Raw genomic sequence first — 26,865 nt, forward strand, 5'->3', positions numbered from 1 at the left:
GGATGCGGGGGCCCCGGCCGGGGCCCGGACAAGGCGGCCATCTCGTGATGGGAACCTGTGCTGGGGCCAGGAGTACAGCGGCAGACAGAGTGCGGGAGCCGTGCAACCTGCCACCCTCCTCGGGCGTGACGAGACGGTGAGGGCACAACCCCTCGAATCATTGATGTGGAGGGGGCAATGCGCGATGTACGCGCCTTCGACGATTTCTACTCCAGCAATGTGCGTCGGCTGACAAGCCAGATGTACGCGATGACCGGCAGTCTCCCCGAGGCCGAGGACCTGGTGCAGGAGGCCTTCGCCCGGGCCTGGCAGAACTGGGAGAAAGTATCGGGCTACGCGGACCCGGTGGCCTGGGTGCGTTCGGTGGCCTGCCGTATCCGGGTGAGCATCTGGCGGAAGGCGGTCAACCGGATCACGGCCCACCGCCGACATGGCGTACCCGACACGATTCCCGCTGTCAGCCCTGACTACGTGGCGATCGTCGCGGCGTTGCGGCGCATCCCCTACGAGCAACGGCGGGCGATCGTGCTGCACCACTTGGTCGGGTTGTCCGTCGAGGAGACTGCACGGGAGACCGAAGTCGCGCCGGGAACGGTCAAGGCCCGGCTGTCGCGCGGGCGCCAGTCGATGGCGCTCCATCTGTCCGACATCCCAGGCGACACCCCGGGCGGTACCGCCGGCCCGCCCGGTTTGCGGCCGGCGGTCTCGGCACCCGGCATCGTTCGCGCTGTCGCAACCGACGGCTTCGGCTCCGCCGACCAGGAGGTGCACCACCATGACTGAGGACTTCGAGGCCATCCTCCAGGCAGGATCCGAGGAGTTTGCCGCGCGGACCAGCGCCCGGCCCGCCGCAATGGTCCGCACTCGCGGCGACGAGCTGCGGCGCCGTCACCGGACGGCCACAGCCGCACTGGCCGTTGCCCTGGTGGCCGCGGTGGGCGGAGGTGCCATCGCCGTCACCGGTCATTCCCGCCAGGCCGCGCCCGAGGCGGTCGTGAGCCCGACCACACCGGCCACGTCCACGGACCAGCCGGCCATGACTTCCAGGACCCCCAGCACGGCGCCGGACAACTCGGCGGCCACTCACCCGTCGAACCCTTCACCGCCGTGCCGTTCCCTGGTCGTGCCACAAGAGGTCAAGGACGCGGTCACCCAGGCGTACCTGCGATCGCAGCCGGAGCTGGTGCACATCGCCCCGGTCAGGGGCACCTTTTACTACGGCGAATGCGACGGCGTTTTCTACGCAGGCACCTCCTTCACACCGACGGCCGACGCCACCGAGAACGAGCTGGTCCAGCTCCAGGACGAGGGGGGCGCGGAGAAGTACTTCACCAGGGCCAAGGGCAGCGCGTGGACCTACGTAGCCGGTGACGGGTTCCCGCGCGATCCCCAGGGCTGCGCCGCCATCCCCCAGATCCCCGCACGGCTGGCCGCACTCTGGGGTGACTGCCTCGTCCGGCCCTGACCACCCCATGCCCGCGCCACGACAGTGGGCGAAGGCGCTGGCGCCGGCATGTCCGCGACCGAACGGCACGCATCCCCGATCCCCGGCAGCGTCCGCCCCGCCCCCCAACTCCTCAACTCCGGCAGGGAATGGGCACGGGGCGGAACGGGCTGCGAGGTGGTGGCGTGGTTTTCCTGAGCCGGCTGCTGAACCCGTACTGGTTGCCCGTCACCGCCCGTACTGCGCCTGCGGCCGCTCTGCGTGGAATTCGACTGGACCGACAGCCCGCACCGACTCTCGGTGAGGTGGCGCCATGGAGAAAACTGTGTCCAGTTCCCGCAAGATCCGTGGAGAAACCAGGGAAATCGACCGTGTGTTCTTCCGTATGGCGGGCACGAGGAGCGACGGAGGTTGATAACTATGGTTCCCCTGCTTGTCGTTCTTCTGCTGGCTCTGCTCCTGTTCGGCGCGGGTTTCGCGCTGAAGGCACTGTGGTGGCTCGCCGTCATCGTGCTGGTCGTCTGGCTGCTCGGCTTCGTCATGCGCTCCGCCGACGCAGGCGGGCGCAAGGGACGTTGGTATCGCTGGTAACCCGCCAAGCAGCAACATGCCTGTGGCTCCGGATACTTCCGGAGCCACAGGCATGTCTCTCCTGACAATGGTCTAACTATCACCTTCTCGGGACGTGATCGTGCAGGTGGCGAGACCGAGGACGGCTTCATGGAGGTCGTCGCGTCGCTCCCATCGGATCCGAGGCCTGCGGAGGCCATGGCGCCAGGCGATCGTCCTTTCGAGGTCATACCGGAAGATGCCCGGACCGGAGCCGTGGAGTTGGGTTTCGTCCGGCGATGACCGCACGGATGCAGCGGTGCCACGACAGGCACTGGTTTGTGTTCGAGCAGGGGCAGCAACTGCAAGACGCCTACCCGTCGGTGAGGACGTGGTGCTTGCTGCCCGGGCGTGCGCGGTCGACCGAGCTGGGTCCGCTTGTGGGCCGTGCCGGACCGCCCGGACGTGGGACGAGTCGATCACCGCCCGCGACCAGTCCAGCTTCTTCGCGGACCGCAGCTTCTTCAGCAGCACCAGGTGCAGTCGTCCCACACACCGGCCTCATTCCACGCGGCCAGACGCCGCCAACACGTCGAGGAGCGACCGGAGTTCGTCCGGCACGACCCACGGCGGCGCCCCCTTCTCCCCCACGGCAGGACCAAGGAGCGACCACCTCTTGGTCAGGAACGGAAGGTACGGCGGTAGGTGTCCGGTGGAACACCGACGCTGCGGTGGAAGTGGCGGCGCAGGGTCGTGGCGGTGCCCATGCCGGTGGCCGCGGCGATGGTGTCCACCGTGGCGTCGGTGGTCTCCAGCAGTTCCTGGGCGTGACGAATGCGCTGGGTGTGGAGCCATTGCAGAGGCGTGGTGCCGGTGAGGTGCTTGAAGTGGCGGCCGAGATGGCGTGAGCTCATACGGGCCGGGGCCGGGAGGGGGGCGATGAACTGGGCCTGGCCGCCGTCGCGATGGGGTGGGACGACGAGACGCCGGGCGATCTTGTTGGCGTTGGCCGAGCCGTGGTCCAGGCGGACCAGGTGCAGGCACAGGTCCATGGCGGCGGCCTTGCCCGCCGAGGTGAGGACGTCGCCGTCGTCGACGTAGAGGACGTCCGGATCTACGGTGGCCGCCGGGTGGCGCCGGGCGAGTTCCCGGGTGTGCCCCCAGTGTGTGGTGGCGCGCCTGCCGTCGAGCAGCCCCGCCGCGCCCAGGATGAAGGCGCCCGTGCAGGCCACGCGGGCACCGGCGGTGTGGGCCGCGCGCACCGCCTCGATCAGCTCGGCGGGCGGGTTGGGCTCCGCCGTCCCAGGCGACGTTGACGAAGCCGACCAAACGATCATCTTCCCAAGCGCAGACCCATCCAAGGCTGTGACGTTGCAGCCTTGATCGCCAGTCCGTCTGCCCGACCGGATGATCGAACCCTTCGGCATGCAACTCGTTGAGAGCTGAGTTGTCGACGTCGCCTCGCCACTCATACGTGATCGTCATGATCCGAACCCAGTGACCAGCAGAGCCGGGTTACAGGACTAGCCGGGCTACCGGACGAGCCGGCTCTCCCAGTCTCGGCCTACGTCAAAAATGCCGCTCCGGTCCACTTCGTGTGGCGTCTACACGGCCTCGCTGCTCGCTTCACGGGCTCGACTCGATGCCCCACGAGCCAGCCGAGCCCTCTGTACGAGAGAGGCAGCGGCCTTCTCCCACTCGGAGTACGCGAAGGTGAACCCGGCCGCACGCAGCCGACCCGGCACCACTCGACGGCTCTTGAGCAGCAACTCCGTGTCCGAGCGCAGTGCGAACGCCCCCACCTCGGCCATCCAGCGTGTCGCCGGCAACCCCACGGGGACGCCCCAGGCCGTGCGCAACGCCCGCATGAAGTCACGGTGCGGGAGGGGGCCGGGCGCGGCAAGGTTCACCGGCCCCTCGAGGTCGTCCCCGTCGATCAGGAACTCCACGGCCCGCACGAAGTCCTCGTCATGGATCCAGGAGACGTACTGCGCGCCGCCGGCCACCGGACCGCCCAGTCCGAGTCGCACCAGTCGCGACAGTACGTCGAACACACCGCCCCGGTCCGGGCTCATGACCATGGCCGAGCGCAGCGCCACCTTGCGGGTCGCGGGAGTGTGCGCCTCGGCTTGCGCCCGCTCCCAGTTCTTCGCGATCTCGACGCTGTAAGCCCAGTAATCCGGCACCCCGGTCTCCGAGCCTCCGATCACGCCGGTCGCCTCGTCGTGCGCCGCGTCGAAGCGGTGGGCGTAGACCGTGGCCGTGCTCATCTGCAGCCACACCCGCGGTGGCCGCGCGGCGGCGGCGATCGCCTCGCCGACCACCCGCGCCGAATCCACCCGGGAGTCCATCATGGCTTGCAGGTTCTCGGCGCTGTAACGGCAGGACACGCTGCGCCCCGCCAGATTGATCACGACATCGCAGCCATCGATCGCCGCGGCCCAGCGGTCGAGCGTGGCCCCGTCCCATCCGATGTCGTGCGCCCTTTCCGGACGTCGGGTCACCACCGTGACATCGTGGCCGGCCGCCGTCAGCGCCCGATCGAGAATCGTTCCCACCTGTCCGGTTCCCCCGGGCAGCACTACCTTCATCGAACCCCCTCGGCTTCGCTCGGCATCAGCGTAACCCCTATTTTTGAACGCGTTCAACAAAGAGACCCAGGTTCCAGCCAACAAGGCTGCTCGCCCAGCACGTGGAGTTGGTGAGCCGACGCCGCCACCGCCGCCTCCACCGCCGCCACCGCCACCGCCGCCACCGCCCCGACGATCGCGACGATCGCCAACGCGGGCCGCGCGGGCAAGTGACGGACGGTCGCCGTGGACGAGGACGGAAGCACGGGCGTTCGGTCGTTCGAGCGTTCGGGCGTTCCTAACGCCAGGGGCCGAGGGCGAGCTTGCCCTGGGTCTGGCCCGCTTCGAGTTGCCGCAGCAGCATCGCCCCCTCGGTCAGAGGATGGACCTGGGGGGTGCCGGGCGGGTACACGTCGTGGGCGATGAGCGCCTCGATCTCGACGAGCAACGACTGGTAGACGGACGGGGCCTTAACCGCCAGCGCACCGATGTGCAGACCCTTGATCTGAACCTGGTGGGTGAAGACCAGGTCGTGTGTGGTCAGGGAGGCGTCGCCGGAAGCGGCGCCGAAGACGACGATGCGTCCGGTGAAGGGTTTGGTGACCGACAGGCTGGTGTTGAACGTGGCCTGCCCCACTGACTCCAGGACCAGGTCGACACCACCAGTCAGGCGGGTGATCTCCTCAGCAAGATCGGGACTTCGGCTGTCCAGGACCTCGTCTGCGCCGAGGGCTTCGACGGTGTGGTGCTTTGCCGGTGACGCTGTGGCGATCACGCGCGCACCGTAGTGACGGGCGAGGCGAACGGCAGCCTGCCCCACGCCCCCGGCGGCCGCATGGACGAGCACGATCTCACCCCTTTTGACGTTGCCCAACGGCTTCAGCGCTGCCAGAGCCGTGGCCCAGTTCAACACCATGCCGAGGGCGGCGGCATCGCTCCAGCCGGACGGCACCCGAAGCACACCCTCAGCCGGCATCGTCATGTACTGCGCGAAGGCCCCCGCGCCGGCTCCGACGACGTGAGTGCCGATCGGCAGGGGACTCTCGACATCCGGGCCGACACCCACGATCTGACCGGCGGCCTCGAAGCCCGCGACATAGGGGGCCTGAGGTCCTCCCCCGTATGTCCCACGCGTCTGCATGACGTCGGCGAAGTTGACCCCGGCAGCGCCCACACGGACCAGGTACTCGCCGGACCCCGGGCTGGGGCGAGGCTGATCGGTGGTGAGGGTCAGTTCCCGCGGTCCCCCGTGCGACGTCTGGACCAGTGCTCGCATCGTGTGCTCAGGTGTGTTCCGCTGCTCGTTCATCTCCATGCGGCGAACGTAGAAGTCTGACACTTACGTCAAGGTCAAGCGGCGGTCAGAGATCGGAACGGCGGGCCTCGCGCAGGTAGTTGTCCAGTGCCGCCTGCTGATCGCTGAGAACCGCGATGCGAGCAGCGAGCCGATCACGATAGCTCCGCACCTCGCGCAGGAACTCCGCGCACACCGCGTCGGTGCCGGCATCGGAACCGCCGGTGAGGAGGGGCAGGAGCTCCTTGATCAACCGGACAGGCAGCCCGGACTCCAGGAGCGTGCGGATGACGAGTACCCGGTCGATCGTGGACTGGCAGTAGTCACGGAACCCATTGCTGAAACGGCCGGGGACGATCAAACCCTCGTCCTCGTAGTGCCGCAACGATCTCGCACTCACACCGCTGGCCTTGGAAGCCTCACCGATCTTCATGCCCAGGGACAACGCTGGAGAGCGCCGCGACCTTCCGGCGCTCACCTGCGACGAGTTGAAGACCTGCTCTGGTCCACCGCCAAGGCCTCGACCGCCTGACCTTGAACCGCCCCGTGGACACCGTGTCCATCGACCACCAATCAGAGGCCGCGGACTCCTACCGACCGTCGTCGGTGCGGGGCCGGCTGTGCGACTTCGCCGTCGGCTCCGGGCGGCGGTGTCACGCCAGGTGGACGAGGCGGCTCTCGTAAGCGAAGATCACGGCCTGTACCCGGTCGCGGAGTTCGAGCCTGTGCAGGATCCGCCCCGGATGGGACTTCACGGTCGCCTCCGCGAGGTACAGGGCGGCCGCGATCTCGGCGTTGGACAGGCCGCGGCCCACCTGGACGAGTACCTCGCGCCCACGGAGGCTGAGCCGTCTCAGCCGCTCGTCGCGGTGGGCGCTGCTGCCGTCGGGGATGTGCGGGCGGAGGTTTTCCAGCAGGCGGCGGGTGATCCGAGGGGAGACCACCGCGTCGCCCGCGGCCACACTGCGTATCGCGGTGAGCAGTTCCTCGGGCCTCCTACCACCAGCCCACGCTGGCGCTCACCCAGGCCATCGGCCCGGAGACCGACCCGCGCTACCTGCCTCGTCTCACCGAGGTCCTCAAGCTCAGCACCGCGACGAGCTACCGGCTCACCATCCCCGGCGCCGCCCACCTCACTTTCATGGACGGCCCCCTGTACCTGCCGCCGGTGCCCTCGCTAGTCGGTTCCCTCGGCCGCACCGAGAGCGTGCACATCGTCGCCGCGACCACTCTCGCCTTCCTGGACACCACGCTGCGGCACCGACCCGGTGACCTGGCCGGCGTTCTGTCGGCCCACGGCGACCTCAGCGTCTACCGCCCGGACGACAGCCGCTGATCAACCGAGGCCGCCGCCGTGACGTCGGCGGGAGCCCGCTCAGGGTGACCCGCGTCGCATCAAAGGGGTCGAGACTTGCTATGCAACGAGTTGCATAGCACGATCATCGGCATGGCGCTCGAACACGCGATCCTGGTGTCGCTCCTGGAGAAGCCGGGGTCCGGCTATGAACTGGCCCGGCGTTTCGAGCGGTCCATCGGCTACTTCTGGACCGCGACCCACCAGCAGATCTACCGCGTACTCAAGCGCATGGAGAACGACGGCTGGGTCGACGCCCGCGACGTCCCGCAGCACGGCCGACCGGACAAGAAGGAATACTCCGTCGCCGATCTCGGCCGCGCCGCGCTGTCCTCCTGGCTGCACGATCCGATCGAGCCGGAGAGCGTCCGCCACGACCTGGCGGTGAAGATCCGCGGTGCCGCCTTCGACGACCCGGCCGCCCTGGTCCAACAGGTGGAACGTCACCAACAGGCGCACCGCGACCGGTTGGCGCACTACCTCGCGGGCCAGGAGCGCGACTTCGCCGCGCCCGGGGCGAACGCGGCACTGCCGGACGCGCCGCTCGACGCGGAGCGCGAGCTCCAGCACGTCGTCCTGCGCGGCGGCATCGCCTACGAGCAGATGATGATCGCCTGGCTGGACGACGTGCTCGCCACGCTCGAGCGCTTCCACCCTCCCCGCCACTGACCGTCGGAGCAATCGCCTGCGGCGCCGCGGTTACAGTCCCGGCTCCTGCTCCTTCTCCAGCTCCCCCGGTCTCCAGACTTCTCCCTCTCCCCACCGTCCTCCAGTCCAAAGGGGTCCTCACCATGGCCGACCAGCTCCTCTTCAACCCGCGCACGTACGACCCGGCGCACTTCGATACCGAGACGCGCCGCCTGCTGCGCGCCACCGTCGACTGGTTCGAGGAACGCGGGAAGCGGCAGCTGATCGAGGACTACCGCACCCGCGCGTGGCTCGGTGACTTCCTCGCCTTCGCCGCGAAGGAGAACCTGTTCGCCACCTTCCTGACGCCGTCCTCCGCCGCCGACCGGGGAGAAGCGGACAAGCGGTGGGACACCGCCCGGATCGCCGCGCTCAACGAGATCCTCGGCTTCTACGGCCTGGACTACTGGTACGCCTGGCAGGTGACCATCCTCGGCCTCGGCCCCGTGTGGCAGAGCGACAACACCGCCGCCCGCGACCGCGCCGCCCAACTCCTCGCCCAGGGCGAGGTGTTCGCCTTCGGACTTTCCGAGAAGACCCACGGCGCCGACATCTACTCGACCGACATGCTGCTGGAGCCCGACGGCGACGGCTTCCGTGCCACCGGCTCCAAGTACTACATAGGCAACGGCAACGCGGCCGGACTCGTCTCCGTCTTCGGCCGCCGCGCCGACGTCGAGGGCCCCGACGGCTACGTGTTCTTCGCGGCCGACAGCCGTCACCCGAACTACCACCTGGTCAAGAACGTCGTCGACTCCTCCAAGTTCGTCAGCGAGTTCCGCCTGGAGGACTATCCCGTCCGGGCCGAGGACATCCTGCACACCGGTCGCGCCGCCTTCGACGCCGCCCTCAACACCGTCAACGTCGGCAAGTTCAACCTGTGCACCGCCTCGATCGGCATCTGCGAACACGCCATGTACGAGGCCGTCACCCACGCCCACAACCGCGTCCTCTACGGCCGCCCCGTCACCGCGTTCCCGCACGTGCGGCGCGAGCTCACCGACGCGTACGTCAGGCTTGTCGGGATGAAGCTGTTCAGCGACCGCGCCGTCGACTACTTCCGCTGTGCCGGCCCCGACGACCGCCGCTATCTGCTCTTCAACCCGATGACGAAGATGAAGGTGACCACGGAGGGCGAGAAGGTCATCGACCTGATGTGGGACGTCATCGCCGCCAAGGGCTTCGAGAAGGACAACTACTTCGCGCAGGCAGCCGTGGAGATCCGTGGTCTGCCGAAGCTGGAGGGCACGGTCCACGTCAACCTGGCGCTGATCCTGAAGTTCATGCGCAGCCACCTCCTCGACCCGGCCGACTACCCCGACGTACCGACCCGCCTCGACGCCGCCGACGACACCTTCCTGTTCCGGCAGGGGCCCGCCCGTGGCCTGGGCTCGGTGCGCTTCCACGACTGGCGGCCCGCCTTCGAGGCCTACGCACACCTGCCCAACGTCGCTCGGCTGCGTGAACAGGCCGACGCCCTCTGCGAGTTCGTCGCCGAGTCGGCACCCGATGCCGAACAGAGTCGCGACCTCGACCTTCTCCTCGCCATCGGCCAGCTCTTCGCCCTCGTCGTCCACGCGCAGCTCGTTCTGGAGCAGGCCCGCCTCACCGGCCTCGATGATGACGTGCTCGACGAGCTCTTCGCCGTCCTCGTACGGGACTTCTCCGCACACGCCGTCGAACTGCACGGCAAGGACTCGGCGACCCGGCAGCAGCAGGAGTGGGCGCTGGGTGCGGTCCGGCGGCCGATCGTCGACCCGGCACGCACCGAGCGAGTCTGGCAGCAGGTCGAGGCCCTGTCCGGGGCGTACGAGATGGCCCTTTAGGCCTGCCTGCCACTCCGTATCCTCACCGGCGGCGGCCGAGCCGCACGGTCCGGCCGCCGCCACCTCATGCACCCTGCCGCTGGGGCCCACACGACACGCGAGACCTCACATGCGCCGGCGGTGGGCTCGGCCGCGGTGTCGAGCACAGTGCCACGGGCGGCGCGAGGCTGCGCGCGAGAGGCCTTCACCGCGACGGCGGACGCGCAGCTCCGCCGTTGGACGACGGGATGATGCCGGCCGTCCCAGCCACCCGGAACACATCACCCGCCGTAAGGGGTGCCGCCCTGGCCGAGGGCCCGGACGGCCGCCGCACTCGGGCGGGGCGGCCGGTGCGTCATCACCGCTGTCGGCCGCCTTTGGTGCTCCACGGCCAGGCGGCGAGGGTGGCGTGCATCAGCCGGGCGGCGGCCGAGAGTCGGCTGTCGGCGGCGCGGTGCAGGGTGAGGATGCGGCGGCAGACGGGGTCGTCGATGGCGATCCAGGCGCCCGGTGCGCTGATGTCGGCGTCGCGGGCCATGGCCGGGATGAGGGTGAGGCCGATGCCGGCGCTGACCAGGCCGGCGAGAGCGGCCGGTTCGTCGCCCTCGCAGACGATCCGCGGGGTCAGGTCGTGGCCGGCGAAGAGCCGGTCGAGCAGGCGGCGCTGCCAGTGGCCGGGCCCCGAGATCACGAACGGCTCCTCGCGCAGTTCCTCGACTTCGACGGAGGCGCGGGAGGCGAGCCTGTGGCCGGGCGGCGCGGCCAGCCAGACCGGCTCGTCGTGCAGTCGGACGCTGTCGAGCCCGTCGTCCGGGATCGGCTGGGAGGCGACGCACAGGTCGACCTCGCGGGCGTGCAGGGCGCGGTGCATGTCCGCGGCCGGCATCTGGTGCAGTTCGACGTCGATATCGGGGTGGGCTTCTTTGTAGGCGGCCAGAGGGCCCGTGATGGTCAGGAACGTCTCCGAGGCCAGTCGTACGCCGCCGACGCCGTCGCGGGCCGCCTCCGCCACAGCACGGCGTCCTGCTGCCAGCTCGCCGAGGGAGCGCTCGACGTGATCGCGGAAGAGCCGTCCTGACTCGTTGAGCCGGAGACGGCCGGCCCGATCGAACAGCGGGGCACCGAGTTCGGACTCCAGTCGCGCGATGGTGCGGCTCAACGACGGCTGAGCGACCCGCAGTTCTCTGGCCGCACGGCTGAGGTGCTCCAACCGTGCGACCACGAGGAACTGTTCGAGCGCATGCAGATCCATCGCCGTCCTCTGCTCAGTCATAGCACCGGTGGCATAGCAGGATAGCAATATTGATCTTTGACCTGATGTCGCACGAAGCATGACTGTGGACGACGTGACCACCACATGCGATCGATCATCAACAACCATGCAGTCCACGGGACTTGCCGGCCGGGTGTTCCGGGCGGCGGTGACAGTGCACGCCGTGGCGGCCTTCGGCCAGCCGGTCTTCGCCGGCGTCTACCTCACCGGGGAGATCGACGGCCTCGACTGGCACCGCCGCGGCGCTGACATCGTCTTCTGCCTCGGACTGGCGCAAGCCGCCGCCGGCACCGCGGCCTGGGCGCGGATGCGCCGCTTGTGGCCGGCAGCCGTGTCGGTGTTGATCCTGGCGGCCGAGACGGGACAGTACATGGCGGGGTTGTCCGGCCTGCTGTGGGTGCACCTCCCTCTGGGCGTGATGATCATTGCCACGCTGGCGGTGCTGACCGGCGCGGTCTGGGTGCGGCCGCTGCCGAACCATGCCATGGCCGGCAGCGCCGAAAACACCAGTGGGCCACGGCGGGACGAGCCCCATGTCTGAGCGACCGGAACTCATCCGTCACGGCACCTGGAGCAGCACGGAATGGCCCCGCCGCCGGGTGCTCGGGCTAGGCGGAGCGCTGGGGTTGGCCACGGCGGGCGGGCTGACGCTGTCCGGTGCGATGGCCCACCGTCCGGCGAGCACCGGCGGCCAGCTGCGCAGCGCCGTGCCGCTGCCCAGGCCCTACACCGTGCCGCTGCCGATCCCGCCCGTCCTCGAACCGGCCGCCACCTCAAGGTTCGCCGACCGGTACGAGATCACCCAGCGCCAGGTGTCCGCGGAGATCCTGCCCGGGATACGGACGAGGCTGTGGACGTACGACGGCACCTTCCCCGGCCCGACGATCGAGTCCCGCCGCGGACGACCGATCACCGTGGCGCACCGCAACGAGCTGCCCGTGCCGACCGTGGTGCATCTCCACGGCGGACGTACCCCCGCCGCCTCCGACGGCTACCCGACCGACCTCGTCCTCCCCCACGACTGGCCCGACCCCGCACGGCACCATCACCGGCACCAGGGCGGCGCGCACGCGATGTTCGACCCGCGCGCGGTGATCAGCCGCACCACGCGCGAATACACCTTCCCCATGAACCAGCGCGCGGCGATGCTCTGGTACCACGACCACCGCATGGACTTCACCGCTCCGGCGATCTGGCGCGGCCTGGCGGGGATGCACATCATCCGCGACGGCGTCGAGGACGCCCTCGACCTCCCCCGCGGAGAACACGAACTGCCGCTGATGATCGCCGACCGGGCGTTCGCCGCCGACGGCTCGCTGGCCTACCCGTCCCTCGACCCCGCACTGCGCGACCGGCCTGGTGTGAGGGCCACCTACGCGGCCGGCGTGCTCGGCGATGTGATCCTGGTCAACGGCGCCCCGTGGCCGATCCACGAGGTCGCCGCATCCCGGTACCGGCTGCGGCTGCTCAACGCGTCCAACGCCCGCCACTACGAGCTCCAAGCCGTCACCGACGACGGACACCGCCTGGACCTGGTGCAGATCGGCGCCGACCAGGGCCTGCTCGCCGCACCCGTCGTCCACACCACCCTGCCGATCGCACCCGCTGAACGCTACGACGTGGTTGTCGACTTCGCAGGGCTGCCGGTCGGCAGCCGGGTGCGCCTGATCAACCGGCTCGGCACCGGACGCACCCGCGAGGTCATGGCCTTCCGCATCACGCGCCGCGTCCGAGAGGACACCCGCATCCCCGACTTGCTCGCCGCCGATCTGCCCACCTGGCGGCGCTCTGAGGCAACCGCGGTGCGCGACTTCGCCTTCCGCGCCGGCCAGATGCAGCACGGTCGCGGCTGGGTCATCGGCGGGCGGGCCTTCGACCCCTTGCGCACCGATGTCCGCACCCGGCTCGGGGCCACAGAGGTATGGCGGTTCGTCGCCGACGTCCACCACCCCATCCACCTGCACCTGGTCGGATTCCGGGTGCTGGCCCGCGGCGGGCGCGCACCCCTGCCGCACGACGCCGGGCTGAAGGACACCATCTCGCTGCGGCCGGGCGAATCAGCGGAGATCCTCACCCGCTTCGACGGCTATCGCGGCCGGTACCTCTTCCACTGCCACAACGCGGAACACGAGGACATGGGCATGATGGCCAACCTGGAACTGACCTGACACCTCCGCATCGCCGGACCATCGCGCCCACCGCCGTCTCCTGGCGTGGGGACGTGCTGGCCGTACATCCATGCGGTGTGATCACTCGTTGGTGAGTTCTCCCGTCTCTCCACCTGGTGTGACCGGACGCTGGAAGGCGCGGCGCGTGACCGGCGCCTTCACGTTCTTCCGTGAGTGGGGGGTAGGCATGACTCGAGGAGCGGAACGCCCTGAAGATCCGCGACACCAAGGGGTGCTGCTGGTGGCGGGGCTGGCCGAACTGGCGGTGAGCACCTTGGGTTCGGCACTCGGCACGGTGCGCGGGCTGCTGCGTCGCTCGGACACGGCGGAGCTGGTGGCCGAGGCCGAGCAGGATCTGATCGCGCGCGGGCGCCTGGTGCTCGACCAGTACGCAGCCGCGCCACCGGCCCATCTGGAGGTGCTCGCCCGGCATGCCATGGCCCGGCAGGCCGACGATGGTGTCTGAGCGCTGGGAACCGCTTGCGTTCAAGGCTCGCGTGGATGAGGTGCTGTGCGACTTCGTCGCCAAGGAGGCCGACCGGTTCGCGGCGGTCGACCCGGCTCTGGACCCGGTTGCCCGGCAGCTGGAGCAGGCGGTCGCGGACGGCAAGCGGCTGCGGGCGGCGTTCTGCTACTGGGGCTGGCGTGCGGCTGGGCAGCCGGACAGCAGTGCGCTGGTGCGGGCCGCGGCTTCCATGGAGCTGGTGCACGCCGCCGCCGTGGTGCACGACGATCTCATCGACGACAGTGCCCTGCGCCACGGCCGCCCCACCGCGCATGTCGCCCTGCGGAGCGCGTTGCGGCGCCGCCCGCGAGCGGTGAACGCGGCCCGCTCGCTGGCGATGCTGGTGGGGAATCTGCTGATGTCGCTGGCGGGTCAGCTGTTCGTCACGAGCGGCCTGCCCGCCGCCTACCTCGGCCGGGCCCGCCCGCTGTGGGCGGCACTGGCCCGCGAGCTGATCGCCGGTGAGTGCCTGGAGATCCTGCACACCGGAGCCATGCCGGACACCTCCGCGTCACTGAAGGTGATCCGGTACAAGACCGCCAAGTACACCGTCGAGCAGCCCCTGATGATCGGCGGCGCGCTGGCCGGCGCCGGTGAGCGGCTGCGCGAGGGGTACTCCGCGTACGGATTGCCGCTGGGCGAGGCATTTCAGCTTAGGGACGACCTGCTGGGCCTGTTCGGGGATCCGGAACGCACCGGCAAGGCCAACCTCGACGATGTGCGCGGCCACCGGCCCACCGCCTTGCTGGCGGAGACCTGGCGTAGCGCCGACGGCGAGGAGCGTGAGCAGTTGCGTGCCCTGCTCGGCAGACGAGACCTGGACACAAACGGCCTGGACGCCGTCCGCGCGCTGATGCAACGGCTGAAGACGCCGGACCGCATCGAGGCAATGATCACCGCGCGGGTCGAAGAGGCCACACGCAGCCTGCACGACCTGGACCTGCCCGGGCATGCCACGGCGGCCTTGACCTCCCTCGCGCAGTCGGCGGCGGTCCGTCACCACTGACGCCCTCGCACAGCGACCGACCGCACCACGCCGCACATGCCCGCCATGGCACCCGCTCGCCCCGCACGACCAAGGAGCCCTGTGATGAGGTACACCGAGGCGTCGATGGACGCCCTGCGCCAGGCCGGTGACGAACTCGCCGACGCCACCGTCGCCACCCTGTTCGAACGCGGCGAGGTCGGCACGTTCAACACGCTCATGCGGTACGTGTCCACCGCCGGCGCTCCCCTGCCCGACGGGCTGCCCGACGTGGCCCGGGAATACCTCCATGTCACCAGCGCCCCGCCGACCTGGGTGGACTGGACTGAGATGGAGAAGGCCCGACTGTTCTTCGTCGACAACAACGTGCACATCTCCACCGCGCTGTCGTTCGCCTCCATGCCGGCCTGCTACGTCGTCCCGCACGTGGCCCGGCTGCTGTCGGCCACCCACGGACTGAAGTACCCCGCCAAGCGGATGGCGGAGACCGGCCAGTTCACCGTCTACCTCATGCAGCCAGACGCGTTCGAGGCCGGCAGCCGTTTCGTCCCGGCCGCCCAGAAGGTCCGCCTCCTGCACGCCTCCATCCGTCACCACCTCAAGCGCGAGAACCGCTGGGACACCACCACGCAGGGCGTGCCGATCTGCCAGGAGGACATGATCGGCGGGCAGATGTTCTTCTCCCTGCTCGTCCTGGACTCCCTGCACCGCCTCGGCATCCACATGACCACCGAGGGAGCCGAAGCGTACTTCTACGCCTGGCGTGTCGTCGGCGCGATGCTCGGCGTCGACCAGGACGCAGGCCCCCAAACCCTTGAGGCGGCACGCGAGTTCCTCGACCGGTACATGATCCGGCACATGGCGCCCTCGGAAGAAGGCGCACACCTCACCCGGCAGCTGATCGACCTGTACGAGGAAGTCGTCCCCGGCACGTTCTTCGACCCGATCGTCTCGGCGCTGATCCGCCACCTGATCGGCGACACCTGCGCCGACTGGCTCCAAGTCCCCCGCACCCCCTGGGACACCGTGGTCAAAGCCGTCCCCCACCTCCTCGGCATCCTGGAAACCATCGAGGACCGCTCACCGCTCGGCGCCTGGGCACTCGACCGCCTCGGCCACCTCACCACCATCCTCGAACTGTCCTCCCTCACCCGCGGACGCGTCATGCACTACGCCATCCCCGACCAGCTGAAGAACGACTACGGCGTCACCGGCACCGTGCCCCGCACCCACCGTTGGGCCCCACCCGCACCCCGCATCACCTGACACGGAGCCCATGCACCGTCGCCAGGGGCGGCCGACGGTGCATCATTTCCCTCCACGCGGTCGTCGAGGCCGCTCAGTGACCTTGACCGCCGTACTTCTCACCATCAACCACACGGCCGACGCCTGACCGCCCATCCCGATCCAGTCACCGACCAGCAGCACCCGGTCACTCCTTGGTACTGCGACGACACCGACGCCGAGCTCGACGGCCACCGCCGCGCCAAGCAAGAAGCCCCGCGACTCGATGTCGGCGTGGCCGCCGATCCCCGAACTGGCCTTCATACGTTGCCGCTTCTCACCGCGACCAGATCGTTGTCGTCGACGACGTAGCCCCGGCCCCGGAGCTGCTCGTCGTCCTCGGCATGCCAGGCAAGGTGTGATCGAAATGTTGCAGGTGAGCGAGACCAAACACTGACGAATAAATCCCATAAACAGGTGTTAATGCCCCATATGAAGTCACTCGAGTGCGGAGAGGGCTCTCTGAGAGCCGTGAGCCGACATTCTGAGGAGAGCTGCTGATGAGTGGGTCCGTGCATGACGGGGGCGGAAGACTGCAGCAGGCCGCGGAGACAGCCAAGGAGGAGACGTCAGCCACAGCTGATCAGGCCAGGCAGGCTGTGGGCGAGGTGACGACCACGGCGGCCGAGCAGGCCAAGGCGGTCGCGGAGGAGGCTCACCGACAGGCAGGCGCAGCGGTCCAGGATCTGCGCAGCCGGGCCATGGAAGAGGCCGAGGGACAGACCCGGCGGGCGGCGGGAGTGCTGCGGCAGTGGGCACAGGACCTGTCCGAGCTCGCCGAGAAGGCTGAGGGCGACTCGCCCGCGCGCAGCCTGGTGGTCCAGGTGGCCGACCGGGGACATCAGGCTGCTGACTACATGGACAAACAAGGTGTCGAGGGCATCACCGACGACCTGCAGAGGTTCGCCCGTCGGCGTCCCGGGCTTTTTCTCGGCGGAGCGCTACTGGCCGGGCTGGCTGTCGGACGTCTGGGCAAGGTCGCGGGCAAGGCCGCGCAGTCCGGCGACGGCGGTCAGGCGCAGTCCGCGGGAGGGGGGCAGTTGCCGTACTCGGTGGAGCCCGACATGCCGACCCCGCCGTCGGGCACGGGGCAGTGGACGCCCCCGCAGCCGGTGTCACCGCCGACTGTGTCCTCACCCCCGCCGCCCTTGCCGCCCATGTCTGACGGCACGCCGGTGCCACCGCATCCGGGGGTGTGAGGTGTCTTCCTCGATCCGACCGAACCGGGGCGGCCCCTACGCTGAGGAGCGGTCCGTGGGTGAGCTGCTGTCGCTGGTGACCTCGGACGTCCAGACCCTCTTGCGCCAGGAGGTCGAGCTGGCCAAGACGGAGATCAGGCAGGAAGCGACCAAGGCAGGCAAGGCGGCCGGCATGTACGGCGGAGCGGGGTTCGCCGGCTACATGGTCCTGCTGTTCCTGTCACTGGCCGCCGTCTTCGGCCTGGCCAATGTGATGGACGTCGGCTGGGCCGCGCTGATCGTCACCGCCGTATGGGCCGTGGTGGCGGCCGTGCTGTACTCGCGGGGGCGTGCCCGAATGCGCACCGTGTCCCCCAAGCCGGAGCAGACCGTCGAAACGATGAAGGAGAACACCCAATGGGCACGTCACCCGACCAGCTGAGGGCGGACATCGACGTCACCCGCGACCGCTTGTCCGCTGACGTCAACCGTCTCGTCGACCGGGCCAGCCCCCGGCAGATGGTGCGTCGTCGTACCAGCAGGGCGCACGGCACACTGACCGGGCTGCGGGAGCGGCTCATGGGCTCCGCCTCCGAGACGGGGCACAGCATGGCCGGCAGCGCCCGGTCGGCGGCCGACTCCCTGCAGGAGGGCGCCGGGCAGGCGACCGACACCGCTCTCGGCACAGCTCAACAGGCAGGTGAGGCTGTCAAGCAGGCGCCCGAGCAGGCCATGCGGCAAACGCAGGGCCATCCCCTTGCCGCCGGCTTGATCGCCTTCGGCACGGGCGTGCTGGCCTCGTCCCTCCTTCCGGCGTCACCGACCGAGCGACAGGCCGCCTCGGACATGATGCAACAGGGCCAGGAAGCCCTCGAGCCCGTGAAACAGGCCGCACTCGAGTCGGCACAGAACCTCAAGGAAGGCGCCCAGGAGACGGCACGCGGCGCGGCGCAGGAAGTGAAGGCCACCGCCGACGAGGCCGTCCGTACCACTCAGGACACCGCCCGCGATCAGGCCGGCACCATGGCCGACCAGGCCCGCGGCAGCGCGTCCCAGGTCGCCGACCAAAGCCGACCACAGTAATGACGGAAGTCACGCCACCGCAGGCGTCGTCGCGGAACGGCGCTTCCAGTACGCGACGGTCAGCACGGCCAGTAGTGATCCCCACAGGGTGAGGCCGATCGCGGTGAACGCGAAGACTTCGGACAGGATCGACAGGGTGACGACGTATGCCCGTCTGGAGGCTGAACTCACTCCGTCTCACGGCCGACGGAGCCCGGCGGTAACCAGCAGGTTGCGACCAGCTCCGTTGCGCCGCGTGCAAGTTCCAGCAGCGCTTGATCACGCGGGTGAGGCCAGGAGCTCCTTGCCGCGGCCCCGACGGCACTACGGTCGACCAGTTCCTGCGACCTGGACGAGTACGAGGTGCGCCGGGGCCGGCTTGTGTGCGTCATGGCTCAGCGGACCACACGGTCACGCGGTGTGGATCTCCAAAGCTGCACGTACGGCGGACTCCACGGCTCCCTCGATCCACGCCGGCTTGACCGACGTGTGGTCCCCGGCGAAGTGCAACGCCCCTTCACGCACGGGGATGGCCGGCAGCAACTCCGTGTGCTGACCGGGCAGCAGCACGGACGCCTCCCCGTAGGCATAGGGGTCGCGCAGCCAGCTCTGAGTACGGCCCGCGCCGGTGTAGAAGACCTCGATGCGCTGCCCGTACACCTGCTGGAGGCCGCACAGGGCGTGTGGATACCGTGCCTCGTCGTCCAGGGAGTCCCAGCGCAGCGCGTCGTCCGCCCAGCTGTACGAGGCCAGCACCACACCCCCCGCGCTGCCCGAAACCGGATGGGAGGGGTGGAACATGAACCGGTTGGCGTTGTCCGACACCGAGCCGCCCCCCACGACGTCGACGGCCGCCGGCTGGTCGCGCGCGATGGCGCGGTTGGCGGCGTAGTGAGTGCGCTGACCCGCCGTGATGTGCCCGCCGGGCACGGAGGGATGGGCGCCGAGCAGGCTGCCGTCCGCGGTGGCACGGCCGGTGCGGTAGGCGTCGTAAAGGCCCGGGCGGACGGCGTTCAGCTCACGCTTCCAGTCGCCTTCGTCGAACTCCCACCAGCGGCGGCTGAACTCCAGCAGCACCTTGGTCGCGCTGTCGTAGTGCAGTTCGCACACCGCGCGGCGCTTGCCGTACGACATGGGCGGGGCGATCTGTACGTGGCGCAGTCCGGAGAACGGCACCGTGACCACGGCGACGTCCGCGGTGAACTGCTCGCGTACGACGGGACCGTTACGGCCCTCGGACACGGTGTCCACCCATACGTGCGGGCCCTTGATCCGGACGTGCTCGGTGTCCGGCGAAGGGCGGTCGGGGTGGTGGTACTCGATGCGCGTGACACGACGGTCGAACCGCACGTCCTTGCGCACGCGTTCCAGGAGGGCGTCAGGCAGCACGGCCGTGCCGCCCTCCAACTCGTAGAAGGGCGTGTCGGGGCTGATGAGGGAGGAGCCGGTGAAGCTGTGAATGAACGAGAGAGGAAGGCGTGAGGTGAGGTTCTCCAGGGTGCCGATCAGATCGATGGTCCGCTCGTCGAGGCCGGCGTGCTCGGTCAGGAAGCGGAACATCGACCAGTCACCGAATCGCTGCACCACACGGGCCCAGCCCCGCACCCGCTCGGGGAGCGGCTTGGCGACCCGCTTGCCGTCGCCGTCGACGTAGCTGAACTCGTCGCGCACCGGGTCCAGAACGGAGCGCAGGATGGCGGCGGCAGGAGTGTCCCAGTGGGCCCGGGGAACGCCGAAGGACCGGTTGATGCGCCGGGGCGCGCGGGCGTAGTCGGCGCGCCGCATGCGGATCCCGTTCACGTGGATCCAGGTGCGGTTGGCGGGACGCCCCTCGTGGTCGACGTCCACATAGTGGAAACGCCGCTTCTTCAGGCCGAACTGGTCGATCAGCTCCATCACCAGGGGATGGCTGCCAGGGATGCGCATCGCGCCCGCTTCGGCGTACTGGAGCGGATCGGCGAAGGGTTGCTTCGCTTGTTCGTGGCCGCCGTTGCGGAAGGTCTTGATACGTCCGCCCGCGCGGTTGCCGTTGGCTTCCAGCACGGTCACACGGTGACCTGCCTTCTTCAGCAGCCAGGCGCACACCAGCCCGGCCGGACCGGCTCCGATGACCAGAACGTCCTTCGGGCGGGTCCGCCGCTGAGCCGGCAGGCCCTGCTTGAGAACGCGCTGGTAGCGCGGGACGAGAGGGCGGTTGTCGGAGTCCAGTACGAGCAGTGCGCGAGCGACGGCCAGGCACCGGTCGAAGTCCGCGCCCCGGCCGGCGCTCGGAGCGGTCGGCGCGGGCAGGGCCGCGGAGACACCGCCGGACAGAGCCGTCGCCACCGTGGCCGCGCCGGCCACCGTCGCGAAGCCACGCCGGGAAAAGCCGGCGCCTGAGTGTTCCACCGCGTGATCTTGAGTCATGCGGCCTTTGTACTGGTGGCCGTGACCCGGCGATGGCCCTCCGCTGAGGCATTGACACGAAGGAGCGAAGACGGCGACAAACCCTGACGTCGAGCAGGTCCGTCGGCATGGACGGCTCGGGAACCCCGAAGGGATGAATGCGGAGCGAACTCCGTCCGCCGCCACCATCGGTCCCCCACACTGCCACATGCGTATTCGCATCCGTGCTCTTCAGCGGGCCTGTGGTTGTGCCAGCTAGGCGACCTGCCGCAAGGCCTCACGAGGGTGCGGGTCGGTGGAGGGGGAAGGGTGGCGCAGCGGCGCACTCCGTTGGGTGACAGAGCCCGTTACTGGTTCGACAGCACACTGGCCCGCGGTGCTCCCGCTCTCGTCGGCTGGATGGCGTTGTTGTGTCTGGCCGTCGTCGTCCCGGCCGCTGCGGTGCTGGTATGGACCGACCCCGACGCACCGGCGCCCCTGGCGGACCGGCTGGCGCAGGTATGGCGCCTCACCGGGGAGACACTGCGGCTGGGCGGTGCCACGGGGACGCCGTTACGAGTGACGATGTCGGTGCTGCTCGCACTGGTCGCTCTCCTGTACGTCTCGACGCTCGTCGGCCTGATCACGACGGCGCTCACGGAGCGGCTCACCGAGTTGCGACGGGGCCGTTCCACCGTGCTCGAACAAGGGCACGCCGTGGTCCTGGGGTGGTCGGAGCAGGTCTTCACCGTGGTGAGCGAGCTGGTGGCCGCCAACGCCAACCAGTCACGCGCGGCGGTGGCCGTCCTGGCCGACCGGGACAAGACCGCCATGGAGGAGGCCCTGAGCACGAAGGTCGGCCCCGTCGGCGGTACGCGGCTGATCTGCCGCAGTGGGCCCCCTACCGACCCGGCCGTGCTGACTCTGACCAGCCCGGCCACGGCCGGTGTCGTGCTGGTCCTGCCCCAGGACAAGCCGGACGCCGACGCCGAGGTGGTCAAGACGCTGCTGGCGCTCCGGGCAGCCCTGGCCGGGCAGGGGACTCATCCGCCTGTCGTCGCCGCCGTCCGGGACGACCGCTACCGCCTGGCCGCCTGTCTCGCCGCCGGACCGGGTGGCATCGTCCTGGAGAGCGACACCGTCACGGCCCGGCTCATCGTCCAAGCTTCCCGTCGGCGCGGGCTCTCCCTCGTCCATCAGGAACTGCTGGACTTCGCAGGCGACGAGTTCTACCTGGTAGCCCAACAGGCCCTGGCAGGTCGGCCGTTCGGCGACGCGCTGCTGTCCTACCCCACGTCGAGCGTCGTCGGGATGATGCGAGAAGGCAGGCCCCTGCTCAACCCGCCACCGCAGACGCCCCTGGCCCCCGACGACGTGCTCATCGTCATCTCCCGTGACGACGACACGGCCTGGCCGCACGACTGCGCGGAGTTGGTCGAGAAGGCGGCGATGGCATCCGGCCCTGCAACGCCCGCGCCACCGGAGCGAGTTCTCCTGCTGGGCTGGAATCGCCGGGCGCCGCTCGTAGTCGACCAGTTGCGCCGCCGCGCACGGCCCGGATCAGTCCTCGACGTGGTGACGGACGGTCGCACGGCGACTGTCCCGCAGGTGAGCGAGGCCGACACGCACAGCGGCAGCGACCTGACCTTGACACTGCACGACGGGGACATCACTCGTCCCGAGACCTTGAAGCGTCTGGACGTGCGCTCCTACGACAGCGTGATCGTGCTCGGCCAGGACCCCGCTCCCGGACAGCCTCAGGACCACCCCGACAACCGCACGCTCGTCACCCTGCTGCTTCTGCGCCAACTGGAGGAAGCCTCCGGGCGCGAACTGCCGGTGGTCACCGAGCTGATCGACGACCGCAACCGGGCGCTGGCCCCCATCAGCCCCGGAGCCGACGTGATCATCAGCGGCAAGCTCATCGGGCTGCTCATGGCACAGATCTCCCAGAACCGGCACCTGGCAGCGGTGTTCGAGGAGCTGTTCTCCGCCGACGGCACCGGGGTCCACCTGCGTCCCGCCACCGACTACGTACTGCCGGGGTGTGAGACCTCCTTCGCCACGGTCGTGGCCGCGGCACGCCATCGCGGCGAGTGCGCCATCGGTTACCGAAGCCATGCCGACTCGTCGACAAGTCCCGGCTACGGCGTGCGGATCAACCCACCCAAAGCCGAGCGGCGCCGCTGGTCGGACCAGGACGCGGTGGTCGTCGTCGGCAGGACATGACCCGGACTCGGTTGGCGTGGCCATCTCCGGCCGGGTATGTGTGCGATGGACCGCACAATGGCCGACTCGACGAGCGGTTGACATGGGAGCAGTTGCTGCCCGAGGAAGGGGCCCACGACCTCGAACGGCGCAAGGCCGCAGGCGTGCCTGACCAGGCCTGACGAGGTCGGGCACGTCACCAAGTCCCGTCTGGCCCTGATGCTGGAGAAGTTGGCGGACCGGCTTGAGTCGGTGGCGGTGATCGTGGCCGACTGCGGATACGGCCGCAGTGTCTCCTTCCGCCGGGCCCTGGATGCTGGCGGCCGGTCCTACGTCATGGCCGTCGAGCCCAAGGAGATCGCCCAGCCCGCCGGTGCTGAGCCGTATCCGCCGCCCTACCAAAGGCTGGGTCCACCCACGCTGCCCCGCTACCGTGCGAGCCGCCCCACCCCCTGCGAGTGTCGGCAGACCTGCGTTTCCCGACGCTTCAGCCGCGGCGCCCTCCCTTCAGCGTCTGTCTCGCAGGTCAGTGCGGCGGCGAGTTCCTGTGTACGACGACGTCAGTGCAGGAAGTCCCCTGGGAGGTGGGGAGGGGGGCTGCTCCCAGGATCGACACGATGTTCTGTGTACAAGACTATCTGTCGCCATGCTGAAAGGTGCTACGGTGATGTGATGCCCTCTGAACCCCGTGGCCGAGCGAGCGAAAGCGCCAAGTGTCTTGCCCTGGACAACGACCTGGTCTGGGCCATCCGCATGATCTCGGGGGCGCTTCGGCGCGCTGCAGCCGAGGCCTCGGAGACGCTGCCCGGAGGATCACGGGCTTACTTGGTGCTCGTGGCATTGGCCGAGGCCGGGGACAAACCCCCTACACAACTCGAGCTGGCCGGCCAGGTAGGTCTCGACCGAACGGTGATGACCTACCTCCTGGACGACCTGGAGGGGCAGGGTCTGCTGTTGCGACGCCCGAATCCGCAGGACCGACGAGCTCGCCACGTGATCCTCACGGACGAAGGCCGATCGCAATTGCAGCGCATGCGAACGGAGGTCGCGGCCGCTGAAGCACGGCTGCTCGGCGAGTTGAGCGAGGAACACCGGGCCCAGTTTCGAGTCCTTCTTGCCCGGGTTGCGCTCACCGCTCAACGGGGCACTGCCAAACCCTGAGGGGCGTGCTGTCCACTCCGGACACAACTGCGGGAGCGCAGAAGCCGCGGTCGGTGCCGGCCTCAGGCTGCCATCGGCGGCGTGACTTCATGCGGTGGACTTCTTGCAGGGGTACAGCAAACGTGCACGTAGAGGGCCGTCGAACAGCTGGACGGGACTGCGACCACCCCGAAGACGATCATGCCCGTCCAAGCGGCGGTGCCGCTCTCACTGCCCGCGAGCTGGTCTTCGAGAAGTGCAGCGTGAGGAGTCGGTGCACCGCCGACACACCGAGTCCTCATCGGCTCCACGCGTCAAGAAGCGTTCTCCGCCTGCGCGGCCAGATCCAACGCGTCGCGCAGCTGACGTACGAGAGCGTCAGCTGCATCCATGAGCGGGAACAGATCGCGGGCTACGACTACGACCACCTGCGCCGATGGCTACGCCAGCGCGGTATTCGACATCGCATCGCACGGAAGGGCACCGAGTCCTCCACACGGCTGGGCCGCCACCGCTGGGTCGTCGAGCGAACTGTGTTGTGGCTCGCCGGATGCCGACGCCTACACCGCCGCTACGAGCGCAAGGCTGAGACTTCCTCGCCTTCGTCGGCATAGCCGCCGTCCTCATCGGCTGCCGATGTCTCGGCCGAGTGCCCAGGTGACCTCTCCCCGGACCGAAGGGAGCCCCCAGACCTCCACGGCCCCCGTGACCAGGTCGGCAAGGAACTGAACCATGCCTCCGGTGTAGTGCCACCATCCGCCGTTGCGTGAGGCGACGGTGACCGCCCATCCCCCGGGTCCGGCAGGGCTGGTTGACCACAGGAAGAAGTCGCCCTGAAGAGAGGTTGCCCAGGGAAGCAAACCGCCTGGTGAGGGATACGGGCGCAGCGGAACAGCTAGCTCCGCGTCCTCGCACCACTCGGCGACGATCTCCAGATCGTTGCGAACTCCTTGCACCCAAACCTGCTCCTGACCGGGGATCGGCGTGACAACCCGGAGGAAGTCGCCCAGGTCGAACGTTGGATAGAGGCTGCACAGCGCTTGAAGTCTGCAGGGAGGGCCGTGCCCAGCTCAGCCTCCACCACGCCCCAGTCCACACTGGCCGAAGTAGGCAGCCGATGCGCAGCAAGACCAGGCACAACCCGCTCCAGATAGGCAACTGACTCAGCGGGTTCCGTCAGTCGAAGCCGCGGTGCCTGAGTCCCAATGAGGTCGTCCACCTGCTCAGACTCTCAGACCGGCCGCGTATGACGCTCAGGGCCTCGGGAGCCAACGAGACAACCTCTAAAGCCCTGGGCAACGGCGGCTCACACCTGAGGGAGACGGAAAAAGATCAACTCGTAATGGGTGAATCACGGTCACGTCATGAGGGCGCTCAACAGGCCGGACATCCTCCCTCTCAGTGATCAGTTCCTCCCCCACAGGAAAGAGCAGGGCTATGGCAACCACGACTTCCAGGCGCTCACTCGCAACAAAGACAGCGGCCCGTGTCGGCACGGTGATGACCAGCGTGGCGCTCGCGCTCGGCATCACCGCCGGCACGGCCCTGGCGGACCCGCAGGTGCAGTGGAGCGGCGACTTCAGCTGGCGTGCGACGCAGGTGAAGCGGCTGGCGAACTGCGCCTCCACCCATTTCTACAACGGCACTCAGCAGGCCGCGGGTTCGACGGGCGACGCCTCAACCGGGGCCAAACTGACCGCCTGCGACGGCGCGGGATCCGATCCCAAGTGGGACGGCTTCCATCTCCTCGCCGCCTCCGTCCAGACGATCAACGGCAGAAAGGTCGGCTACCGCTCGGACCAGGGTTGCCCGGCCAAGCGCGGCTCCCAGTACATCAAGTGCTGGTACGTCGGCGGCAAGACCAAGGGCAACCCGGTCATCACCGTGTCCATCCTCGACACCGGCTATGGCGGCGAGGACGTGGCCGTGGACTGGTACTACTTGTAATTCCGGCTTCTCCCGCAGGAAATCGGTGGCCCGGCGCCCGGCGCCCGTCGCGCGGCAGGGCGTCGAGCCACCCTCCTCCACCGGCGCCAGGTCGGCGCAGCGCGGGTTCTCCTGTGTCGTAGGGGACAGTTCTCGGCCGTCGGCGTAGCCGCGACTGCTACGGCCGACCGCCGCTCCAAGGATCCGCCTTGCGCGCGAGCTTCTTCGCTCGGCCGCGTACATCCGCGGGGAGGCGGTGGAGGACCGTGCGGGCCGCCCGGCGCACGGGCGGAGCCGATGTGGTGCGCAGGTAGAGGTGGTGTGGGAGGGTGGCCCGGCTTGGTGGGCGGACGGAGAGGCGGAGTTGGCCGTCCGGGCCGTCCCAGACCGGAATCACCAGGCGGGGTGGGGTTCCGACCCTGGCCGAGCCGAAGCTGATACCGACTTCGGGGCCTGCACGGTGGGTTGTGTCGTCGCCGCGTGTCACGCGGGCTCTGCGGCCCACGCCGAGGAGTTGGGCGCTGGCCCACACGATGTGGGTGCCGGGTTCCATGGGCCGGCCACCGGCCAGGGTGAGGGGATCGATGGGGGTTTCGCCGGTGAGGACCACGCGGTGGCGGCCACCGCCGAGCGGCTGTGTGCGCGGGGTCAGGTCGGCGTCGGGATACCACCACAGATCCCGCCCCATGTCATGAACCAGGAGCTCGCCGTAGGCGTGGCCCAGCGGGTGCGGGGCCTCCCAGCCCTCGGCGCCCTTGATACCGGCCAGCAGGTCGGGGTCCAGCAGCATCCGGCCGTAGCGTTCGACCAGGGCCAGGGGCTCACCGTCGGCGCGGCGCATGGCGAAGGTGGTGGTGATGCGCAGTTGCCCGTCGCGCCAGCGGATGTCGTCGACGGTCAGCTCGGGCCTGATGGCGCGGGTGCGGCGGGCGAGTTCGACCAGGGAGTCCAGGTGGCCCTCCTCCAGCAGGTGCCCCCGCAGCCGGGACAGGGCGGGCAGGCCGTTGCGCACCCCGGGCGGGTAGGCCTCCAGCGCCATGCGGCGCACCACGTCGAAGTAGCGTTCCAG

General features: G+C 69.2%; 24 protein-coding genes and 7 pseudogenes. 19 read left to right on the top strand and 12 right to left on the bottom strand.

The genetic code is table 11. The features are described 5' to 3' along the window. Window positions 1-165: 165 nt before the first annotated feature. The 3 genes from ABZ098_RS31295 to ABZ098_RS31305 all read left to right on the top strand — a co-directional run bounded on the left by ABZ098_RS31295 (window position 166) and on the right by ABZ098_RS31305 (window position 2,035). A complete protein-coding gene (locus ABZ098_RS31295; RefSeq protein ID WP_356596838.1) occupies window positions 166-783 on the top strand; it encodes a SigE family RNA polymerase sigma factor in 618 nt (205 codons plus the stop codon). Beyond that, window positions 776-1,465 (top strand): hypothetical protein, encoded by a 690-nt coding sequence (locus tag ABZ098_RS31300; protein WP_356596840.1) that lies wholly within the window; start codon window positions 776-778, stop codon window positions 1,463-1,465. Before ABZ098_RS31295 ends, ABZ098_RS31300 begins: the two co-directional genes overlap by 8 nt. A gap of 399 nt (window positions 1,466-1,864) precedes the next feature. Then, window positions 1,865-2,035: a hypothetical protein gene (locus ABZ098_RS31305; protein ID WP_037706792.1), complete on the top strand. Its 171-nt coding sequence runs from the start codon at window positions 1,865-1,867 to the stop codon at window positions 2,033-2,035. 72 nt (window positions 2,036-2,107) lie between these two features. Here ABZ098_RS31305 and ABZ098_RS31310 read toward each other — a convergent pair. The 7 genes and pseudogenes from ABZ098_RS31310 to ABZ098_RS31340 form a co-directional block, all read right to left on the bottom strand. Further along, window positions 2,108-2,272: pseudogene (locus tag ABZ098_RS31310) on the bottom strand (IS5/IS1182 family transposase); the annotation flags it as partial. Between the two features lie 100 nt (window positions 2,273-2,372). After that, window positions 2,373-2,586, bottom strand: a pseudogene (locus tag ABZ098_RS31315) (IS5/IS1182 family transposase); the annotation flags it as partial. A gap of 87 nt (window positions 2,587-2,673) precedes the next feature. Further along, window positions 2,674-3,465, bottom strand: a complete 792-nt coding sequence (locus ABZ098_RS31320; protein WP_356596842.1) for a helix-turn-helix domain-containing protein — start codon at window positions 3,463-3,465, stop codon at window positions 2,674-2,676. Window positions 3,466-3,597: 132 nt separating this feature from the next. Beyond that, on the bottom strand, window positions 3,598-4,584 hold the full coding sequence (locus ABZ098_RS31325; protein WP_356596903.1) for a TIGR01777 family oxidoreductase: 987 nt from the start codon (window positions 4,582-4,584) through the stop codon (window positions 3,598-3,600). 277 nt (window positions 4,585-4,861) lie between these two features. After that, the gene (locus ABZ098_RS31330) at window positions 4,862-5,878 is read right to left on the bottom strand and encodes an NADPH:quinone oxidoreductase family protein (RefSeq protein ID WP_356596844.1); all 1,017 of its coding nucleotides are present in this window, start codon (window positions 5,876-5,878) and stop codon (window positions 4,862-4,864) included. Window positions 5,879-5,924: 46 nt separating this feature from the next. Beyond that, window positions 5,925-6,290: a MerR family transcriptional regulator gene (locus ABZ098_RS31335; protein WP_356596846.1), complete on the bottom strand. Its 366-nt coding sequence runs from the start codon at window positions 6,288-6,290 to the stop codon at window positions 5,925-5,927. Window positions 6,291-6,510: 220 nt separating this feature from the next. Then, a pseudogene (locus ABZ098_RS31340) lies at window positions 6,511-6,849 on the bottom strand (LuxR C-terminal-related transcriptional regulator); the annotation flags it as partial. 8 nt (window positions 6,850-6,857) lie between these two features. Here ABZ098_RS31340 and ABZ098_RS31345 point away from each other — a divergent pair. The 3 genes and pseudogenes from ABZ098_RS31345 to ABZ098_RS31355 all read left to right on the top strand — a co-directional run. Beyond that, window positions 6,858-7,193: pseudogene (locus ABZ098_RS31345) on the top strand (hypothetical protein); the annotation flags it as partial. A 111-nt stretch (window positions 7,194-7,304) separates the two neighbouring features. After that, complete coding sequence (locus tag ABZ098_RS31350; protein ID WP_356596848.1) at window positions 7,305-7,880, top strand: PadR family transcriptional regulator; 576 nt, start codon at window positions 7,305-7,307, stop codon at window positions 7,878-7,880. A 122-nt stretch (window positions 7,881-8,002) separates the two neighbouring features. Further along, window positions 8,003-9,724: an acyl-CoA dehydrogenase family protein gene (locus ABZ098_RS31355; protein ID WP_356596850.1), complete on the top strand. Its 1,722-nt coding sequence runs from the start codon at window positions 8,003-8,005 to the stop codon at window positions 9,722-9,724. Between the two features lie 337 nt (window positions 9,725-10,061). On the opposite strand, the gene ABZ098_RS31360 is transcribed toward ABZ098_RS31355, so the two are convergent. Continuing rightward, on the bottom strand, window positions 10,062-10,976 hold the full coding sequence (locus ABZ098_RS31360) for a LysR substrate-binding domain-containing protein (RefSeq protein WP_356596852.1): 915 nt from the start codon (window positions 10,974-10,976) through the stop codon (window positions 10,062-10,064). Window positions 10,977-11,034: 58 nt separating this feature from the next. Here ABZ098_RS31360 and ABZ098_RS31365 point away from each other — a divergent pair, with 58 nt between their 5' ends. The 5 genes from ABZ098_RS31365 (at window position 11,035) to ABZ098_RS31385 (ending at window position 15,900) form a co-directional block, all read left to right on the top strand. After that, window positions 11,035-11,517 carry a hypothetical protein gene (locus ABZ098_RS31365; RefSeq protein ID WP_356596854.1) on the top strand — a complete coding sequence of 161 codons (483 nt, stop codon included), beginning with the start codon at window positions 11,035-11,037 and terminating at the stop codon, window positions 11,515-11,517. Continuing rightward, entirely contained in the window at window positions 11,510-13,144 is a 1,635-nt protein-coding gene (locus tag ABZ098_RS31370; protein ID WP_356596857.1) for a multicopper oxidase domain-containing protein, read from the top strand. Before ABZ098_RS31365 ends, ABZ098_RS31370 begins: the two co-directional genes overlap by 8 nt. A gap of 187 nt (window positions 13,145-13,331) precedes the next feature. Further along, the gene (locus ABZ098_RS31375; RefSeq protein ID WP_356596905.1) at window positions 13,332-13,610 is read left to right on the top strand and encodes a polyprenyl synthetase; all 279 of its coding nucleotides are present in this window, start codon (window positions 13,332-13,334) and stop codon (window positions 13,608-13,610) included. Then, window positions 13,600-14,655 carry a polyprenyl synthetase family protein gene (locus tag ABZ098_RS31380; RefSeq protein WP_356596859.1) on the top strand — a complete coding sequence of 352 codons (1,056 nt, stop codon included), beginning with the start codon at window positions 13,600-13,602 and terminating at the stop codon, window positions 14,653-14,655. The genes ABZ098_RS31375 and ABZ098_RS31380 overlap by 11 nt, the downstream gene beginning before the upstream one ends. An 84-nt stretch (window positions 14,656-14,739) precedes the next feature. Then, window positions 14,740-15,900 (top strand): oxygenase MpaB family protein, encoded by a 1,161-nt coding sequence (locus ABZ098_RS31385; protein WP_356596861.1) that lies wholly within the window; start codon window positions 14,740-14,742, stop codon window positions 15,898-15,900. A gap of 42 nt (window positions 15,901-15,942) precedes the next feature. Here ABZ098_RS31385 and ABZ098_RS31390 read toward each other — a convergent pair whose 3' ends face one another. Further along, on the bottom strand, window positions 15,943-16,182 hold the full coding sequence (locus ABZ098_RS31390; RefSeq protein ID WP_356596863.1) for a hypothetical protein: 240 nt from the start codon (window positions 16,180-16,182) through the stop codon (window positions 15,943-15,945). 236 nt (window positions 16,183-16,418) lie between these two features. Here ABZ098_RS31390 and ABZ098_RS31395 point away from each other — a divergent pair, with 236 nt between their 5' ends. From ABZ098_RS31395 to ABZ098_RS31405, 3 genes are read left to right on the top strand one after another with little or no spacing between them, the layout of a single operon-like run. Next, a complete protein-coding gene (locus tag ABZ098_RS31395; protein WP_356596865.1) occupies window positions 16,419-17,117 on the top strand; it encodes a hypothetical protein in 699 nt (232 codons plus the stop codon). Window positions 17,118-17,172: 55 nt separating this feature from the next. After that, the gene (locus ABZ098_RS31400; RefSeq protein WP_356596867.1) at window positions 17,173-17,538 is read left to right on the top strand and encodes a phage holin family protein; all 366 of its coding nucleotides are present in this window, start codon (window positions 17,173-17,175) and stop codon (window positions 17,536-17,538) included. Further along, on the top strand, window positions 17,514-18,179 hold the full coding sequence (locus ABZ098_RS31405; protein ID WP_356596869.1) for a DUF3618 domain-containing protein: 666 nt from the start codon (window positions 17,514-17,516) through the stop codon (window positions 18,177-18,179). The genes ABZ098_RS31400 and ABZ098_RS31405 overlap by 25 nt, the downstream gene beginning before the upstream one ends. Before the next feature lie 9 nt (window positions 18,180-18,188). Here the strand turns inward: ABZ098_RS31405 and ABZ098_RS31410 are convergent, their stop codons facing one another. Both ABZ098_RS31410 and ABZ098_RS31415 read right to left on the bottom strand, forming a co-directional pair. Then, a complete protein-coding gene (locus ABZ098_RS31410) occupies window positions 18,189-18,350 on the bottom strand; it encodes a hypothetical protein (protein WP_356596871.1) in 162 nt (53 codons plus the stop codon). A gap of 219 nt (window positions 18,351-18,569) precedes the next feature. After that, the gene (locus ABZ098_RS31415; protein ID WP_356596873.1) at window positions 18,570-20,564 is read right to left on the bottom strand and encodes an FAD-dependent oxidoreductase; all 1,995 of its coding nucleotides are present in this window, start codon (window positions 20,562-20,564) and stop codon (window positions 18,570-18,572) included. 288 nt (window positions 20,565-20,852) lie between these two features. Between ABZ098_RS31415 and ABZ098_RS31420 the strand changes: the two genes are divergently transcribed. The 5 genes and pseudogenes from ABZ098_RS31420 (at window position 20,853) to ABZ098_RS31440 (ending at window position 25,817) form a co-directional block, all read left to right on the top strand. After that, window positions 20,853-22,751 (top strand): NAD-binding lipoprotein, encoded by a 1,899-nt coding sequence (locus tag ABZ098_RS31420; protein ID WP_356596875.1) that lies wholly within the window; start codon window positions 20,853-20,855, stop codon window positions 22,749-22,751. A gap of 198 nt (window positions 22,752-22,949) precedes the next feature. Further along, a pseudogene (locus ABZ098_RS31425) lies at window positions 22,950-23,138 on the top strand (transposase); the annotation flags it as partial. A gap of 264 nt (window positions 23,139-23,402) precedes the next feature. Next, complete coding sequence (locus tag ABZ098_RS31430) at window positions 23,403-23,891, top strand: MarR family transcriptional regulator (RefSeq protein WP_356596907.1); 489 nt, start codon at window positions 23,403-23,405, stop codon at window positions 23,889-23,891. A 443-nt stretch (window positions 23,892-24,334) separates the two neighbouring features. Further along, window positions 24,335-24,531, top strand: a pseudogene (locus tag ABZ098_RS31435) (transposase); the annotation flags it as partial. Window positions 24,532-25,307: 776 nt separating this feature from the next. Next, window positions 25,308-25,817, top strand: coding sequence for a hypothetical protein (locus ABZ098_RS31440; protein ID WP_356596877.1), 510 nt, complete (start codon window positions 25,308-25,310; stop codon window positions 25,815-25,817). A 157-nt stretch (window positions 25,818-25,974) separates the two neighbouring features. Here the strand turns inward: ABZ098_RS31440 and ABZ098_RS31445 are convergent. Continuing rightward, window positions 25,975-26,865 (bottom strand): annotated as a pseudogene (locus ABZ098_RS31445) (glycosyltransferase family 2 protein); the annotation flags it as partial.

The sequence above is a fragment of the Streptomyces sp. NPDC006335 genome (assembly GCF_040612795.1).
Taxonomy (GTDB): domain Bacteria; phylum Actinomycetota; class Actinomycetes; order Streptomycetales; family Streptomycetaceae; genus Streptomyces.